Origin of the sequence: Nonomuraea sp. NPDC052265 (assembly GCF_044547985.1) — a bacterium.
In the GTDB taxonomy this organism is placed as follows: Bacteria; Actinomycetota; Actinomycetes; order Streptosporangiales; family Streptosporangiaceae; genus Nonomuraea.
Window position 1 is genome coordinate 68,251 of the sequence record NZ_JBIUBJ010000011.1, and the last position, 15,026, is coordinate 83,276.

General features: G+C 68.4%; 17 protein-coding genes. 9 read left to right on the forward strand and 8 right to left on the reverse strand.

Features of this window, described 5'->3' with window-relative positions:
• Positions 1-84 precede the first annotated feature (84 nt).
• A complete protein-coding gene (locus tag ACIHAD_RS29015) occupies positions 85-666 on the reverse strand; it encodes a hypothetical protein (RefSeq protein ID WP_397357795.1) in 582 nt (193 codons plus the stop codon).
• 288 nt (positions 667-954) lie between these two features.
• Between ACIHAD_RS29015 and ACIHAD_RS29020 the strand changes: the two genes are divergently transcribed.
• Entirely contained in the window at positions 955-2,541 is a 1,587-nt protein-coding gene (locus ACIHAD_RS29020) for a Coagulation factor 5/8 type domain-containing protein (protein WP_397357796.1), read from the forward strand.
• A gap of 18 nt (positions 2,542-2,559) precedes the next feature.
• On the opposite strand, the gene ACIHAD_RS29025 is transcribed toward ACIHAD_RS29020, so the two are convergent.
• A complete protein-coding gene (locus ACIHAD_RS29025) occupies positions 2,560-3,765 on the reverse strand; it encodes an MFS transporter (protein ID WP_397357797.1) in 1,206 nt (401 codons plus the stop codon).
• Between the two features lie 79 nt (positions 3,766-3,844).
• On the opposite strand from ACIHAD_RS29025, the gene ACIHAD_RS29030 reads away from it, so the two are divergent.
• A complete protein-coding gene (locus tag ACIHAD_RS29030; RefSeq protein WP_397357798.1) occupies positions 3,845-4,762 on the forward strand; it encodes a LysR substrate-binding domain-containing protein in 918 nt (305 codons plus the stop codon).
• On the opposite strand, the gene ACIHAD_RS29035 is transcribed toward ACIHAD_RS29030, so the two are convergent.
• Both ACIHAD_RS29035 and ACIHAD_RS29040 read right to left on the reverse strand, forming a co-directional pair.
• A complete protein-coding gene (locus tag ACIHAD_RS29035) occupies positions 4,728-5,618 on the reverse strand; it encodes an SMP-30/gluconolactonase/LRE family protein (RefSeq protein WP_397357799.1) in 891 nt (296 codons plus the stop codon). The two genes, ACIHAD_RS29030 and ACIHAD_RS29035, sit on opposite strands and share 35 nt — an antisense overlap.
• A gap of 57 nt (positions 5,619-5,675) precedes the next feature.
• Positions 5,676-6,167 carry a hypothetical protein gene (locus tag ACIHAD_RS29040; protein WP_397358044.1) on the reverse strand — a complete coding sequence of 164 codons (492 nt, stop codon included), beginning with the start codon at positions 6,165-6,167 and terminating at the stop codon, positions 5,676-5,678.
• Between the two features lie 89 nt (positions 6,168-6,256).
• On the opposite strand from ACIHAD_RS29040, the gene ACIHAD_RS29045 reads away from it, so the two are divergent.
• Both ACIHAD_RS29045 and ACIHAD_RS29050 read left to right on the forward strand, forming a co-directional pair.
• Positions 6,257-7,132, forward strand: coding sequence for a winged helix-turn-helix transcriptional regulator (locus ACIHAD_RS29045; RefSeq protein WP_397357800.1), 876 nt, complete (start codon positions 6,257-6,259; stop codon positions 7,130-7,132).
• A 63-nt stretch (positions 7,133-7,195) separates the two neighbouring features.
• Positions 7,196-7,375: a hypothetical protein gene (locus ACIHAD_RS29050; RefSeq protein WP_397357801.1), complete on the forward strand. Its 180-nt coding sequence runs from the start codon at positions 7,196-7,198 to the stop codon at positions 7,373-7,375.
• Here the strand turns inward: ACIHAD_RS29050 and ACIHAD_RS29055 are convergent.
• Positions 7,353-8,285, reverse strand: a complete 933-nt coding sequence (locus ACIHAD_RS29055; RefSeq protein WP_397357802.1) for a helix-turn-helix transcriptional regulator — start codon at positions 8,283-8,285, stop codon at positions 7,353-7,355. The genes ACIHAD_RS29050 and ACIHAD_RS29055 overlap by 23 nt on opposite strands.
• A gap of 91 nt (positions 8,286-8,376) precedes the next feature.
• Here ACIHAD_RS29055 and ACIHAD_RS29060 point away from each other — a divergent pair, with 91 nt between their 5' ends.
• The 4 genes from ACIHAD_RS29060 to ACIHAD_RS29075 all read left to right on the forward strand — a co-directional run bounded on the left by ACIHAD_RS29060 (position 8,377) and on the right by ACIHAD_RS29075 (position 10,405).
• Positions 8,377-8,790: a VOC family protein gene (locus ACIHAD_RS29060; protein ID WP_397357803.1), complete on the forward strand. Its 414-nt coding sequence runs from the start codon at positions 8,377-8,379 to the stop codon at positions 8,788-8,790.
• 5 nt (positions 8,791-8,795) lie between these two features.
• Positions 8,796-9,164, forward strand: a complete 369-nt coding sequence (locus ACIHAD_RS29065) for a YdeI family protein (protein WP_397357804.1) — start codon at positions 8,796-8,798, stop codon at positions 9,162-9,164.
• A gap of 101 nt (positions 9,165-9,265) precedes the next feature.
• Positions 9,266-9,493, forward strand: coding sequence for a hypothetical protein (locus tag ACIHAD_RS29070; protein ID WP_397357805.1), 228 nt, complete (start codon positions 9,266-9,268; stop codon positions 9,491-9,493).
• A gap of 105 nt (positions 9,494-9,598) precedes the next feature.
• On the forward strand, positions 9,599-10,405 hold the full coding sequence (locus ACIHAD_RS29075; protein WP_397357806.1) for a type II CAAX prenyl endopeptidase Rce1 family protein: 807 nt from the start codon (positions 9,599-9,601) through the stop codon (positions 10,403-10,405).
• A 165-nt stretch (positions 10,406-10,570) separates the two neighbouring features.
• Here the strand turns inward: ACIHAD_RS29075 and ACIHAD_RS29080 are convergent, their stop codons facing one another.
• Together ACIHAD_RS29080 and ACIHAD_RS29085 are read right to left on the reverse strand one after the other, a co-directional pair.
• Positions 10,571-11,512, reverse strand: a complete 942-nt coding sequence (locus tag ACIHAD_RS29080; RefSeq protein ID WP_397357807.1) for a hypothetical protein — start codon at positions 11,510-11,512, stop codon at positions 10,571-10,573.
• Between the two features lie 665 nt (positions 11,513-12,177).
• The gene (locus ACIHAD_RS29085) at positions 12,178-12,402 is read right to left on the reverse strand and encodes a hypothetical protein (RefSeq protein ID WP_397357808.1); all 225 of its coding nucleotides are present in this window, start codon (positions 12,400-12,402) and stop codon (positions 12,178-12,180) included.
• Between the two features lie 717 nt (positions 12,403-13,119).
• On the opposite strand from ACIHAD_RS29085, the gene ACIHAD_RS29090 reads away from it, so the two are divergent.
• Positions 13,120-14,328, forward strand: coding sequence for a PIN domain-containing protein (locus ACIHAD_RS29090; protein ID WP_397357809.1), 1,209 nt, complete (start codon positions 13,120-13,122; stop codon positions 14,326-14,328).
• A gap of 260 nt (positions 14,329-14,588) precedes the next feature.
• On the opposite strand, the gene ACIHAD_RS29095 is transcribed toward ACIHAD_RS29090, so the two are convergent.
• Entirely contained in the window at positions 14,589-14,843 is a 255-nt protein-coding gene (locus ACIHAD_RS29095; protein ID WP_397357810.1) for a GntR family transcriptional regulator, read from the reverse strand.
• Positions 14,844-15,026: the final 183 nt, after the last annotated feature.

Sequence of the window (15,026 nt, forward strand, 5' to 3'; positions counted from 1 at the left end):
AATTATTGCCCTAGTCACGGGCGAGGAACAAGATACGGGATTTGCATCAATCACCCCACCTGTTGATTCAGCGATAAAAGCCGATCATTCGGCCGACGACACGCGACCGTGCCGGCCCGCCGCTCGCGGCCGGACCTCAGGACGCGCCGGCTGGTCCGGACCGGCCACCGCCTCGGCCTCGCGCAGCAGCTCGCGTACCGAGGCGTGCCGGGCCGAGGCCGAATGCCCGAGCAGGACGCGCACCAGCTCCATCGCCGTCGGCCGGGCGACGGGGTCCGGGTCGCGGCACCGGTCGATCAGACCGCGCAGCACGGGCGGCAACCGGTCGAGGACGGCTTCGCCCCCCGGATGCCCGGCGGCTGCGAAGACGATCACGTCGGCCCACTCGCGCACGTCGGCCGGCGGGAGCTCGCTGCTCCTCGGGCCCGGCGCGAACGACGCCTCGCCGAGCGGTCCGACCAGCACGTTGTGCGGCCCGAGCCGCAGCCCCGCGATACCGGTCAGATGCAGCCTGGCCATGGTGGCGGCCGTGCCGAGCGCGAGCCGGTGCAGCGCCCCGCCCCCGTACGGTCCCGCCGCCGCGACCACGTCGGCCAGCGGCTCGCCCATCCCCAGGTAGTCGCGCGGCCGGAGGGCCAGCCCGCCACCCCATCCCTGACTGTCCATCGCCGTCCTCTGGCCGGGTTCTCGTCGTCAGGGTGTACGCCGTCCCGCGCGGACGCGGTTCAACGGCTCCCATGCGGAAAACTCATGGAACGGCCGCGAAGAACTCGTAGCTGTGGCCGTCGGGGTCGCGCACGTGGACGCCTGCCTCCGCCGCGTGGCCGACGACGTGGGGGCCTGACGTTTCGGTCGCGGATTTAGATGAGATCAGCTCATGTTCGGTCTTGCCGGGGCCCCTCCGGCGGTGGATGCTTGCGGCGACCCCGGTACCGCAGCCTGGGAGGTGGTCCCATGTTCCACCGTCTCACCCGCAGGGCGGCCGCAGCCGTCCTTCTCCTGACCGGCGCGCTGGTCGCGCCGTCCGTCCCCACCGCCGCCGCGCACGCCGCCGCCGCCGTGAGCGGCTTCGTGGACGGCCACAGCCACCTGTTCTCGTACGAGGCGTTCGGCGGCATGCTGATGTGCGGCGAGCCGTTCGACCCCGACGGCATCGAGCACGCGCTGACCGACTGTCCCGACCACTATCCGAACGGCGAGCTGGCCTGGTACGAGAACTTCACCAGGACCGGCAAGCCCACCGGCACCCACGACCCGGTGGGCTATCCCACCTTCCGCGACTGGCCGGCCAACGACTCGCTGACCCACCAGCAGGCGTACTACACCTGGGTCGAGCGCGCCTGGCGGGGCGGGCTCCGGGTGCTGGTCAACGACCTGGTGGCCAACCGGCAGCTCTGCGCGATCTACCCGCTGAAGAAGTACTCCTGCGACGAGATGACCTCCATCCGCCTCCAGGCCCAGCGGGCCCGCGAGCTGCAGGACCACATCGACGCCGAGTCGGGCGGCCCCGGGCGGGGCTGGTTCCGCATCGTGAACGGCCCCGCCGAGGCCAGGACCGTGGCCGCGGCCGGCAAGCTGGCCGTCGTCCTCGGGATCGAGACGTCGGAGCCGTTCGGCTGCCGGCAGATCTTCGGCATCCCCCAGTGCACGAAGGCCCAGATCGACCGGGGCCTGGACGAGATGTACGCGCTCGGCGTACGCAGCATGTTCGTCTGCCACAAGTACGACAACGCGCTGTGCGGCGTGCGCTTCGACTCCGGCACCCAGGGCGCGATCGTCAACGTCGGCAACCTGCTGGCCACCGGCTCGTTCTGGCAGGCCCGCACCTGCACCGGGCCCGAGCACGACAACACCATCGACCCGGCCGGCGTGCTGCCCGACCAGATCGCGCGGCTGCTGCCGCCGGGCGTCTCGCTGCCGCTGTATCCGCCCGCGCCCCACTGCAACACCCGGGGGCTGACCTCGCTCGGGACGTACATGGTGCAGGGCCTGATGCGGCGCGGCATGATGGTGGAGATCGACCACATGAGCGTCAAGGCCGCGGCCCAGACGCTCGGCCTGCTGGAGGCGGCCCGCTATCCCGGCGTGATCTCCTCCCACAGCTGGGCCGACCCGAACTTCTTCAGCCGGATCTACGCCCTCGGCGGCATGATCACCCAGTACGGCCACAACTCCACGGACTTCGTCGCGGAGTGGCGGCGTACGGCGCCGCTGCGGCAGCAGTACAACGTGCCCGGCTACGGCTACGGCCTGGACGTCAACGGCATGGGCCGCCTGCCGGCCCCGCGTGCGGGCAACGCCGCGAACCCGGTGACGTACCCGTTCGCGTCCTACGACGGGAGCGTGCGCCTCGACCGGCAGCGCACCGGGCAGCGGGTCTGGGACGTCAACGTGGACGGCGTGGCCAACTACGGCCTGGTCCCCGACTGGATCGAGGACATGCGCCTGCTCGCCGGCCAGGACATCGTCCGTGACCTGGCGAGCGGCGCGGAATCGTACCTGCGGACGTGGGAGGCGACCGCCGCGCGGCGACTGCCGTGAGACGGACGTCCGCTTCCTTCACGCGACCGGCTGGACGGACCGCGAGGTCCGCCGGCCGGTGGCGAGGTTGAGCAGCAGCGACGCCGCCGTCAGCGCCACGCCGAACCAGACGACGCTGGTGACCCCGAGGTGGTCGGCGAACAGCCCGCCGAAGAGCGCGCCGAGCGCGATGGAGGTGTTGTACGCCATCGTGTTGAGCGACATGGCGGCCTCGAAGGTCTCCGGCGCGGCGGCGAGCGTCATGTTGACCTGGGCGAGCTGCACGGCCCCGAACGACAGCCCCCAGACGACCAGCGCCACGATCGATCCCGTGGCCCCGTCGCCGACCGCGAGCAGCAGCAGCATGGCCACCACGAGCCCCGCGGCGCCGGTGACGAAGCTGCCCCGCAGGCTCCGGGTCACGGCGTGCCCGGCGACGAAGTTGCCGATCGCGCCGGCGACCCCGAACACCATCAGCACCCCCATGACGAACAGCGGGGACGCGCCCGTGTTGGCCTCCAGGAAGGGCCGGACGAAGGTGTAGGCCCCGAAGTGGCCGAGCACGAACAGCACCACCGTGAACAGCACCATGCGCAGCGGCACGTTCCGCAGCGGGAGCCCGAACACCTCGCGGACCGAGATCGCGTTGGCCGACGGCAGCGACGGGATCACGACGGCGACCGTCAGGAACACCACCGCGCTCAGGCCGCTCCAGATGAGGAACGTGGTGCGCCAGTCGGTGAGGCTCTCCAGGAAGGTACCGAGCGGGATGCCGACCACGGTGGCGATCGAGATGCCCGACATCACGACCGCGGCGGCCCGGCTGGCGTGCCGTTCCGGGACGAGCCGCATCGCCATGCTCACGCCGATGGCCCAGAACACGCCGCTGGCGAAGCCCAGCAGCAGCCGCGCCGTCAAGATCACCGCGTAGTCCGGTGCGATGCCCGTCACCAGGTTTCCCAAGGCCAGCACCACGAGCAAGGTGGACAGCAGCACCCGCCGGTTGACCCGTCTCGACCACGCCACGATGAACGGCACGCCCAGGCCGGCCGACACGCCCTGCAACGTCACCATCAATCCGGCGGCGCCCACGGAGATGCCCAGGTCCTCGCTGAGCGGGGTCAGCAGGCCCACCGGCATCAACTCGGTCGTGAGGAAGACGAAGAGGCTGGCGGTGATCGCGGCGACCCCCGCCCATGCCCTGAAGGCCGGGCGTGCCGCCTGCGGAGAAAGAGTTTGCGTCATGCGACCAGCCTGCCGACGCTCGATCGATGAGTCCAACACATAGTTTTCATCGCGATCGATCGCATGACACGATTGATACATGGAGCTTCAGCAGCTGAGGTACGTCCTCGCCGTCGCGGAGACCAGCAACTTCACCCGGGCCGCCGAGCGCTGCCGGGTCGTGCAGTCGGCGCTCAGCCACCAGATCGCCGCCCTGGAACGGGAACTGGGCTCCCGGCTGTTCGAGCGCACCAGCCGCCGCGTGCGGCTGACGACGGCCGGGGAGGCGTTCCTGCCCGCGGCCCGCGCCTGCCTGGAGGCCGCCGAGCGGGCGCGGACCGACGTAGCCGCGGCCAGCGGGGAGATCCGCGGCCGGCTCGCCGTCGGCGCGATCCCCACGGTCGCCGCCGTGGACCTGCCGGTCGTGCTGAAGGAGTTCCGCCGCCTGCACCCGCGGGTGCGCATCACGCTCATCTCGGCCGGCAGCGAGGACCTGATCGAACGCGTCCGGCGGGGCGAGACGGACGTCGCCTTCCTGGGCCTGCCGACCCGCGCGGAGCCGAAGGCCGTCCAGAGCCGCCCGCTGGCCAGGGGGGAGCTGGTCGCGATCGTCGCGCCGGACCACCCCCTGGCCGGTCGCCGGACGGACCTGCGCGGCCTCGCCGACGAGCCGTTCATCGACTTCCGCGCCGGTCACGCAGGGCGCATCCAGTCGGACGTGGCGTTCGCGGCGGCCGGCGTGCACCGCGAGGTCGCCTTCGAGGTCTCTTCCGCCGAGTTCATGGTCGACCTGGTACGGCACGGCCTCGGCGTCGGCCTGCTCCCCGCCGCGTACGCCCCCCGATTCCCGAACCTCGGCCTCGTCCGGCTCGACGACGCCCCGGCCCGGGTGGAGCACCTCATCTGGGGTGCCCACCCGTCCGCGGCGGCCACGGCCTTCCTCGGCCTGATCGGCCCGCCGGCCGGAGGCGGCGAGAGCGGGGTCAGCCGCGCAGCAGCGGCTGGCCGGGGAGCTTGACCTTGGTCTTCATCAGGCTGGGCGCGCCGTTGCCGCCGATGTTGACGAAGTAGAGCGCCTTGCCGTCGAAGGCCAGGCTGGCCGGGCTGTCCAGCTTGTCGGCCAGGACCTCCACGCCGCCGCCGGTGCGGACGATGCTCAGGGTGTTGCCCGTGTAGCTCGGCACGTAGAGCTGGCCGCGCACGTCGAAGGCCAGACCGTCGGCGCCGGCCAGCTTGGCGTCCTTGACGTACACCGTCGGCACGCCCGCCTTGCCGCCCTTGCCGTACGGGATGCGGATGATCTGCGCCTCGTCGGACACGGCCACGTAGAACGCGCCCGAACGCCAGGCGATGCCGTTCGCCCCGGTGCCGTCCGAGCCGACGAACAGGGACGACTTCGCCCAGACCGCGGCCTTGCCGTCGGCCACGCGGTAGACCACGCTGTTCGTGGTGTCGGTGACGTAGAGGGCGTCGTCGGGGCCGAAGGTCAGGCCGTTGGCGAAGCCGATCGGCAGCGCGGCGTAGAGCTTGGCCTCGCCGTACGAGGTGATCCGCCAGATGCCGTTGGTGGCGGCCTGGCCGGAGTTGAGCGCGGCGTAGACGTTGCCGTGGCGGTCGGTGGCCAGGCCGTTCAGCTTGCCTTCACCGATGGGCAGGGCGGCCAGCAGGCTGTCGGTGCCCGTGCTGTCGACCTTCCTGATCTCGCCCTTGGTCAGCAGCCCGACGTAGATCGTGCCGTCCGGCGCGACGGTGACGCCCTCGGTGAGGTCGGCGTAGGGCTGCACGACGATCGGGCGGAGCGCGGCGGCCTGGGCCGGCGTGGCGACCAGAGTCAGCAGCGCGGCGGCGGAGAGTAAGAGGGGGATGCGCTTCATGGGTGTGATCCTGTCGCCGCAAGATCGCCATAACGTCACCGCCACATCCGCGAATCATCATGTGATCGATACATCATGCGTGCCGGCGGTCTCCTCGCTCCACTGATGGTCGGTGAGGTCCCGCAGGTGCCGGATCGGTGAGGCCAGCAGGACCAGCGGCACGCAGACGGCCGCGACGACGAAGATCATCAGGGTGGCCCGGGCTCCGAGCATACCGGCGATCACCCCCGCGACCAGCCCGCCGACCGGGATCGCGCCGCAGGAGACGAACCGGACCGTGGCCATCACCCGCGACAGCAGCTCGGGCGGGCCGGCGAGCTGCCGGTACGTCCGTGTCACCACGCTGAGCACCACGACCCCGGCGGCGAACACCACGTTGCCGACGGCGAACGCGGCGAAGCCCTGCCAGCCGCTGCCGAGGGGAATGACGAGCGCCCCGGCCACCGAGACGAAGCCCGCGGCGATCAGCGTGCGGGCGGTGCCGAACCTGGACGTGAGCCGGCTCGTCAACGCCGCGCCGATCAGCGTGCCGACGCCCTCCACCGCCAGAAGACGGCCGCCCCACCTCCGCTGTCGATCCCCATCCCCGCACTCCTCACCTAGTAAGTTCCAAACTGGAACGCACTATACTGGAGCACGTGAAGCGCGCCGATCTACCCGACTCCGACTGCGGCATCGCGCAAGCGCTCGGCGTGATCGGCGACTGGTGGACGTTCCTGGTCGTACGCGACATCGCCGGCGGCACCACCCGCTTCGACGGCCTCCAGCGCGAGCTCGGCGTCAGCCGCCGGGCCCTGGCCGAACGCCTGGCCAAGCTCGTCGAGCACGGCGTGCTCGAACGGCGGCCCTACTCCACGCGCCCGCCGCGCCACGACTACGTCCTGACGGCGAAGGGTGAAGGTCTGCTGCCCACGCTGATCGCCCTGCAGGATTGGGGCACCCGGCACGTGATGGGCGACGGCGCCCTGACCGCGACCAGCCAGGACGGCTCCGCCGAGAGCCGTCGCGTGCACGACCTGGTCAACCGGAGGCTGCCGGACGTCGTGCTGGAACGACATGACGGCGAGCCGGTCACGCCCAACGCGCCGGGCGGCGTCTGGACCGTGCTCTCCTTCTTCCCCGGCGCCTTCGCCCCGGGGGCCCTCGACCACCCGCCCGGCTGGGGCGACATCCCGGGCACGAAGGGCTGCACCCTGGAGGCCCTCACCTACGCGTCACGGTTCGCCGACTTCGAGGCGGCGGGCGCCGCGATCCGGGGCGTCAGCACCCAGCGGCCCGACCAGCTGGCCGCCTTCGTCACGCACGCCAGGTTGCCCTATCCCCTCCTGTCCGACCAGGACGACAGGCTCGCCGCCGGGCTGCTGCTGCCCACCTTCCGCACGGCCGGAGCCGACCGCTTCAAGCGCCTCACCCTGCTGGTCGACCCCGACGCGGTCGTCCGGGCGGTGCAGTTCCCGATCAACGATCCGGCCGGGTCGGTGGACGAGATGCTCGCCCTCGTCCGGAGCCACTGACGGCGACGGATGCCCCGATCGCGAAAAATCACCCCAGAGGGGGACACCGAATCAAGGAACGCTTTGACGCCCAGCCAGGGGACGACTTCTACCGTTCCGTCCACGGTCATCAACACGGACACCTTCCGCCGCACGGCCGCCGGCCTCGGTCTCGTCCTCACCGCCCGCGCCTTCCCCGCCGCGGCCCAGGCGGCCACCACCCGCGTCGTGGCGGGCCGCGCTACCGGGCGTACAACGTGGTGAGCTGCGCGGCCAGTTTGGCCAGCTCGTCCCGGACGGTCCGCGGGCCCTCCACGACGACGAGGTCGCCCCAGCCCGCGAGCTGGCGGGCGATGTCCAGCGCGGTCGGCGCGGTGAGCGCGATCCGGACCCGGCCGCCCTGTTCCTCCTCGTGGATCACCTCGCAGTGGCGGCCGAAGCGGTCGCGCAGGACACGCAGGTAGCGGGCCTCGACGGTCGCGGTGGCGGTGGTCGTCGCGCGCCGCGCCTCCATCGCGGTGACGACCTCGTCCCAGGCCGCCGCGAGGTCGAAGTGCGCCGGACGTTCGGCCGGTTCCTCCGTGACCTCGGCGTCGGTGACCCGGTCGACGCGGAAGGTCCGCTGCCCGTCGGGGGTTCCGGCGATCAAATACCAGGTGTCGTCCTTGTCGACGAGGCCGTACGGCGCGATGACGCGCTCCCGTCCGGAGTAGGTGAGGCGGACCGCTCGGCGCCGGACCACCGCGTCCTCCAGCAGATCGACCAGCACGGGCCGCGTACGGCGGTGCTCGCCCCAGCGGACCGGGTCGATCACGACCGCGTCCGCCGCCGCCTCGGCCTCCTGCCGGAACGTCGAGGGCAGGGCGCGCACGAGCTTGCGCAGCGCCGCCTTGGCCTCCGGCGCGATCGCGGCGGCCGGGCCGAGCAGCAGGAACAGCGCCCTCGCCTCGGAGGCCTTGAGCCCGGACAGGTCGGTACGGGCGCCGCCGAGCAGCGCCCACCCGCCGCCGCGTCCGGCCTGCGGATAGACGGGGATCCCCGCCGCCGACAGGGCCTCCAGGTCACGGCGGGCCGTGGCGACCGAGACCTCCATCTCGGCGGCGATGTCCGCCGCCGTCACCCGCCCGCGTGACTGCATCAGCAGCAGGACGGCCACCAGGCGATCCGCTCTCATGTCCTCGACGATGCCAGAAAAAGTGCTCATTCGGTGAGCACTTTGCCTGGAAGTGTCGATCTCACAAGCCGCCGAACGGAAGGCCACGGACATGCTTCGCGGACTCACCACCATCAGCTTCTACGCCCAGGACGTCGCCGCCGCCCGCGACTGGTACGCCGACCTCCTCGGCGTGCCGGCCTACTTCCAGCGTCCCGAGCAGGGCGACCCGGCCTACGTGGAGTTCCGCGTCGGCGACTACCAGCACGAGCTCGGCGTCATCGACGCCCGGTTCGCCCCGCGGGGCTGGAGCACCGAGGACGGCGGGGCCATCGCCTACTGGGCCGTCGACGACCTGGAGGCGACCTGGGAGCGGCTGCTGGAGATGGGCGCCACCCCGTTCGACAAGCCGACCGGGCGCGGCCCCGGGTTCGTCACCGCCTCGGTGCGCGACCCGTTCGGCAACATCCTCGGCATCATGATCAACCACCACTACCTGGACGTCCTCGCGGGCCGGAAGGGCTGACCACCATGACCGACGACGCCCTGCGCCTGGACGACGCCGCCGCCTGGAAGTCCTGGCTCGCCGAACACCACGAGACGGCCTCCGACGTCTGGCTGCTGATCGCCAAGAAGAACAGCGACGCCACGACCGTCACCCTCGACGAGGCCCTGGACGAAGCGCTGTGCCACGGCTGGATCGACAGCCACCGCAGGGCGTACGACGGCGACTACTACCTGCAGCGCTACTCGCCGCGCACCCGCCGGAGCCCCTGGTCCGGCATCAACGTCGCCAAGGCCGAGGCGCTGACGGCCGCCGGCCGGATGCGCCCGGCGGGCCACGCCGCGATCGAGGCCGCCAAGACCACCGGCCGCTGGCCCGCGAGCCTGTCCGCCTGAACGATGTGAGCCACCTGCGGCTACAACTGAAGCGGTCACGAATCCAGGTACGACACAAGGAGGCCAGAGTGCGGCGGTTGGCCCCATTAGCCGGTGTCCTCTTGCTCGCGGCATGCGCGACGGGCAGGCCCGCGCCACCGGTGTCCCCGGCCACCCCGGCGACCACCGCGTCCCCCAAGCCGGACGTGCTGACCGACCGGCTGGGACCGCCCATGACGAACCTCACCGGCACCTGCTCTCCGGGCAGCGAGATCTACGCGCTCGGCGGCATCGGCTCCGAGCGGTGGGCCCAGGACACCAGGCCCGCGTTGTGGCTGCTCAAACCGTGAGCGCCTCCCCCGTCGCCCCCTCGTGACCTGCGCCTTTCACGGGGCTCGAAGCCGTGTCAGAACGATGTCAGGGCCGTGTCGGGTCCCCCGGCCACGATTGCCGTCATGGACACCGCAACGCGGCCCCCGGCCGCCGCCCAGCCGACAGGCTTCGTCGCGAAGCTCCTCGCGGACCGCCACTCCGTCCCGCTCTCCATCGCACTGCACCTGGTGCCCGGCGCGGCCATCGTCGCCGTGTACGCGTTCGCCGCCGCCCCGCTGGTCCGGACGATGGGCGCGCCGATCTTCGCGGCGTGGGCCATCGCCCTCGCGGTCGTGCTCTTCCCGCTCCAGCTGTTCCTGCTGTGGCTGGGCAAGAAGCAGACCGGCCGCTTCACGATGAAGGGCGTCGTCCGCTACCGCGACAGGCCGGTCTCACGCGGCAAGGTCATCTGGCTCGGGGCCGCGTGCCTGGTGTGGATGACCGTGGTCTCGCTCTCGCTGACCCCGCTGGACAACCTCGTCTACGACTGGTTCTTCACCTGGGTGGACTACCAGGGCGCCGGCCCCGACGGCACCACCTACCTCCAGGGCTACCCGCAGGCAGTCGTGCTCACCACGCTGCTCGCCTGCGGGCCGTTCACCGGTTTCACCCTGCCGCTGATCGAGGAGTACTACTTCCGCGGCTTCCTGCTCCCCCGCCTGCCGCAACTCGGCAAGTGGGCGCCGATCTTCAACACCCTCCTGTTCTCCGTGTACCACTTCTGGGCTCCCTGGACGGTCCTGTCGAAGCTCGTCTTCCTCTACCCCGGCGTCTGGCTCGCCTGGAAGAAGCAGGACATCCGCATCTCGATCACCATGCACCCCGGCACGACGCTCCTGATGACCGTCGTCGGCATCGTCGCCCTCGCCTCCGGCGCCACCTCGATGTGAGACGCACCCTTCCCTGGAACGACGACGGCCCACGACCCCGCACAACGCTGTGGGGCCGTGGCCGAGGGGTGTGGCAGCCGTTGGGGGCGTCGTACTTCGCCCGGTTGACGTAGAGGGTGCCGGTCGTGGCCGTGACGACAGTGATCGGTGGCGCCCGACGAGCGGCTACGCGGGACGCAGCAGCTCCGCGCGCCTGGTCAGCAGCCGCGACTGCTCGGCCAGCAACTGGACGCGCCGCCCCCTCAGGTGCGCCCTGGTCTCGCGCACCCACTGCGCCAGCTTCTGCACCTCGGCCCGGGTCTTCTCGATGCGCTGATGCTTGAGCACATCGCTGATGATGTTGTCGAAGAAGGCGTCCACGAACCACCGCGTGTCCACCTTGGGCATCACCGGCCGGGCCGCGATCCCGGTGTCGGCCAGCTCGCGGGAGAAGACGTCCAGAGCCCGCTGGGCATGCCAGGCGGCCTTGTCGGCGCTGGTCAGCCTGTCGTGCTCGAAGGCGTCGGCGATCAGGCCGCCGCCGAACATGTCGAAGGTGGAGGCCGTCCTGGCGGAGTCGAGCAGGCGCAGCACGACGGCGAGCGCCTCGTGCGCGCCCTGCCCGGCCTGATGGGCCTCGTCGCACTCGCGCACCTCGGCGCTCAGCCGGTCGAGCGCGGCGCCGAGGTCGGCCAGCTCACGCGCACGCGGATCGCCGCTCCGGATGAGCTGCTGCTCCTTCTCGACCAGCAGCCGCGCGTACTCGCGGGAGGCGGGATCGAGCACGGCCAGCTCGGCGTCGGCCGCCGCGACGTCGGCTTCGAGCTGCGCGAGCCGGACGCGGTGACCGTCCACGCGTTCCCTGGCCACCACCACCTCGGCGCGCTCGCGCTCCAGCCGTTCCTCCCGGTTGCCCAGCATGCGGGCCAGGACGGCGGACAACCCGCCCTCCAGCCGGGCGACGTCGCGCTCCTCCTCGACCAGCTCGAACTCCAGGCCCTCCAGGGCCTCGCGGACGTCCGCGATCTGCTGCGCGGCGGTCCTGCGCAGGCGCCGGACGTGTTCGGCGCGGTGCATCCGGGCGGACGCCTCGCGCAGCCGTTCGTCAAGTTCCGGGGAGAGGGTCACGCAATGACGACGAACGGGCCGGACCAGACGTTCCTGGGCCGTCGACGGCCTCGAAGCGACCTACGACTCCTCGACAAGCCCACCGAACGCGCCCCCTTCGGCAGCCGGACCACCTGAGGCCCGCTTGACCTTGACGCGACGGCAGGGGAACAGGGTCTGACATGGTCTGAAGGAGTCGAACGGGGAGCCTTCCACCTGCCCCATCGTCTCTGCCCGTCTAGAGCCGTCGCCCCTGGTCGGCGGGCGTTGGCTCCCCTCCCTGGCTCCCCCAGCCGGGAGCTGATGCCCCTCCCCCGGGACGTCTGAGTACCCGGACGAGACGTGCGATTTCTCCGTCATCATCTGCAGACGCGACCGGTACACCGAACTGCGACTGTGGTAGCGACGGCCTTACATGGCAAGAAGACGACTGCCGGGAAGACGTAAACTGAACGGGCTAACCTCTACAGCCAGCTCCCATGAACGCCCCGAACCAAGCACATCCCGTATTGGGCTGTGGCCCGTGGCCGCGGTGGGCGATACCGGATCGACCAGTGACCTCTTCGGCGCGAAGCAAGCATTATGAACTATGTGATCAGACGTATACGCAGGGCGCAAACAATGATCACAGTGCACTGACATGTACGATCAGACTTCGTCGAGCGCCCCGGATGTCACTCAGTTGGTCACTCGTTCTGGCATTCTGGCTCTATCGCTCCCTGTTCGTTACCGGGCCCAACCTGGGCAGATGGCGTCTCGTTGTCAAGAACAGCAGAAGAGTCCTCGTGATCACCGAAGCTTAGGTTTACTTGGACGAAACCAAGGATTTTGACACCAACACTGCCATGGTGCACCTTTTGCTGCAGCAGCATCCGTACTGCCCGATAGGCGAAGAACAGTGCAGCGGTCACACATACGACCAGGGCCGCAGCGGTGACGAGACTCAACCCCGAGATCTCCAGGGATCGCATAGCGAACAGGCGTGACAAAGAAGCTCGCCTTCCTGCACGCCTTCGCTTGGGTTGCGAGCCACTATCCCACAAGTCGCGTTGAGATTACAACTTCAGCTTGTCTGGAGTTCTCCTTGTGAGGACGGCGACCGAATTCCTCGCCATCCCGTGTGCCGTCGCTCCATCGTGCAACGGCAAGGGGCCGCCCTCCTGAAAGGTCACCTTCTACGATCTTTATCTCGCACAGGGCTAAGGAAGTGACAAGCCGGCCTCGGGCTGGGTTCGTTCCTAGGGTTGACATAAGCTGTGGCACAGTCGTTGCACCTGTTGCGACCAGCAAGTTTGGCTCTCAGAGCTTCTCGACGTCTCGCGCGTGACCGTGATGTCATGCGCCCCGGACGTGCCGTGCGCGTGATCACCCACTGGACTACCCAGCTGCCGCAAGAGGACTAGAACTAGGATCCCGCCTTCAGGTGAGCTCGGAGAGGTCCCGACAGTCCGTTGGCGGGACATCAGAGTCCAGCTCCGTTCAGACTCGTTCGCCTTGCGTGGCTCCCTACTTGGCCCCGACCAGTTCGTCAGCCAATCACGCTCTGAATGTTGGGCAGATACGGTGCTTACGCTGCTCGTATCGCCGATCCTTGGGCGTGTTCCTTGCGTTGTGGCTAGGCTAGGTTCATGACCGACACGAACGCCCATGCTGACGCCTTAGGCGAACCGGGCGGGCTACGAGATCATTTTCCCGGTTATTTCCCTCCAACCGATGAAGACGTCAAGCATTTCATGGTTTCTGGATTGATTTCCTTCGACACGAACGCCCTCTTCGACCTCTATCGTTTTAACAATCAGGCTCGCGAAGAATATCTTGCGTCAATACGTTTGCTTAACGACCGACTATGGGTCGCGAATCAAGTTGGTCGCGAGCTGCTCGAACGACGACTCGACGTAATCAAAGAATGCTCTAGTGCAACAACTAAAATGCTTGAAGATGTTGGCGGCCCATACAAGTTGATTATTGAACACATACGGGCGTTTGGAAACCGACGCGGCCTCTCTCCATCCAAGATGTCCGAACTCGAATCTTTGATAGAGAAATCTCGCGCAGACCTCTTTGACGCGGCGGCGGCTTCCTTCAAATTCGATCTCGAAGTAGAAACCTCCTTACGGACCGATCCGATCCTTCGACAGATCGAGAGCCTCCTTGACGGCAAAGTAGGGCCCCCGCTTCCCAACGTCGAGGAGGAAAGAAAAGAGGGATTGCGTCGCATTGCCGAAAAGATTCCACCGGGCTATGCCGACAAAAAGAAGTCCGACAACCCTATCGGCGACTATTTGATTTGGAGACAGCTTCTAGAAGAAGCTCGGCGCAGAAATAAGTCGGTTCTTCTGGTTACTAACGACCACAAGGAGGACTGGGCTCGCGAGCAGCACGGCAAGATGCTAGGGCCTCGACCTGAACTTGTGTCGGAAATGCTACAGAGGACTGGCCAGAAATTTCACCTAGTCGGCGTCAAATCATTCCTTCTTCATGCTCGGAAGTATTTGGGCGCGACGGTGAGTGATGCAACCGTAAAGCAAGCCGAACAATTTACAATTGATTATGAGATCGTCGGCAAATTCATGGTCCGCTGGGCAGAGCTAGAAACAGCGATACGCGATCGAATTGAAAATGACACAGGGGAACGCCCAAATAATGTTCTTGTATCGCTAAGTCGTTACGAACGGCTCGCCGGGTTGGATCGCGTTGAGAGTGCACAGCTCCATAATCTGCGCTCGTTCCGAAACCGTTTGGCCCATTCGACCACTTTTTTGCCGTCAGACAAAGAAGCCCTTGAGGACACGTTGGCCCTACTAGAAGAGCACGTTGAGAGGGCACGCCGGCTATAGGAGGCACCAAGTGGTGTGGCCGTCTGCCGTCGTCCCCGCCACGAGATAGCGGGCCAGCCGCGAGGCTGCCCCGACCGCGCGTCCGATGTCATGGCTGTGATGGAGAGAAGGCGGCCCCGCAGCTGGTCTGCTAGACGACGGCACACGGGCGGGCTTCCACCACAGCCACTAATCGACCGCTCGCCGTGATCTTGGGCTGCCCGGAGCCGGAGCGTCCCCGCCGGAGGCATACGGTAACACCCGCCGACGCTGGCCCATCGCTACCCTACGCTCGGACGTTCCGTCACGAAGCTGCCCATGCCGGGCTCCGTTCTGATCAGCCCGTCCTTACGCAACGCCCGATGGACCTTCTGGCCAGTCGCAGTGGCAATGCCGTAGATCTGCTGAAGCCTCAGGACAGACGGCACCTGATCTCCTGGCGCAAGCTCGCCGCCCTCGATCTTGCTCTTGATGTCCTCATAAACCTGAACCCATCGGGGGATTCCGGGCTTCCACGCCAGCTCTTGATCGGCCACAGGTCAACGCTAGGTAGGCGATACCGTGGCAAGCGAGATACGACATGCCTGGTGAGCTATAGCATGGTGTAGTACAGTCGAGCCCATGAACGGCCTGGGTGCTCGATGGCGCGCGGCTTCCGCTCTTGGCCGACTGCGCGACGGAGACACGCGTCTCACCGACGCCAACCCCCATTGCGCTAC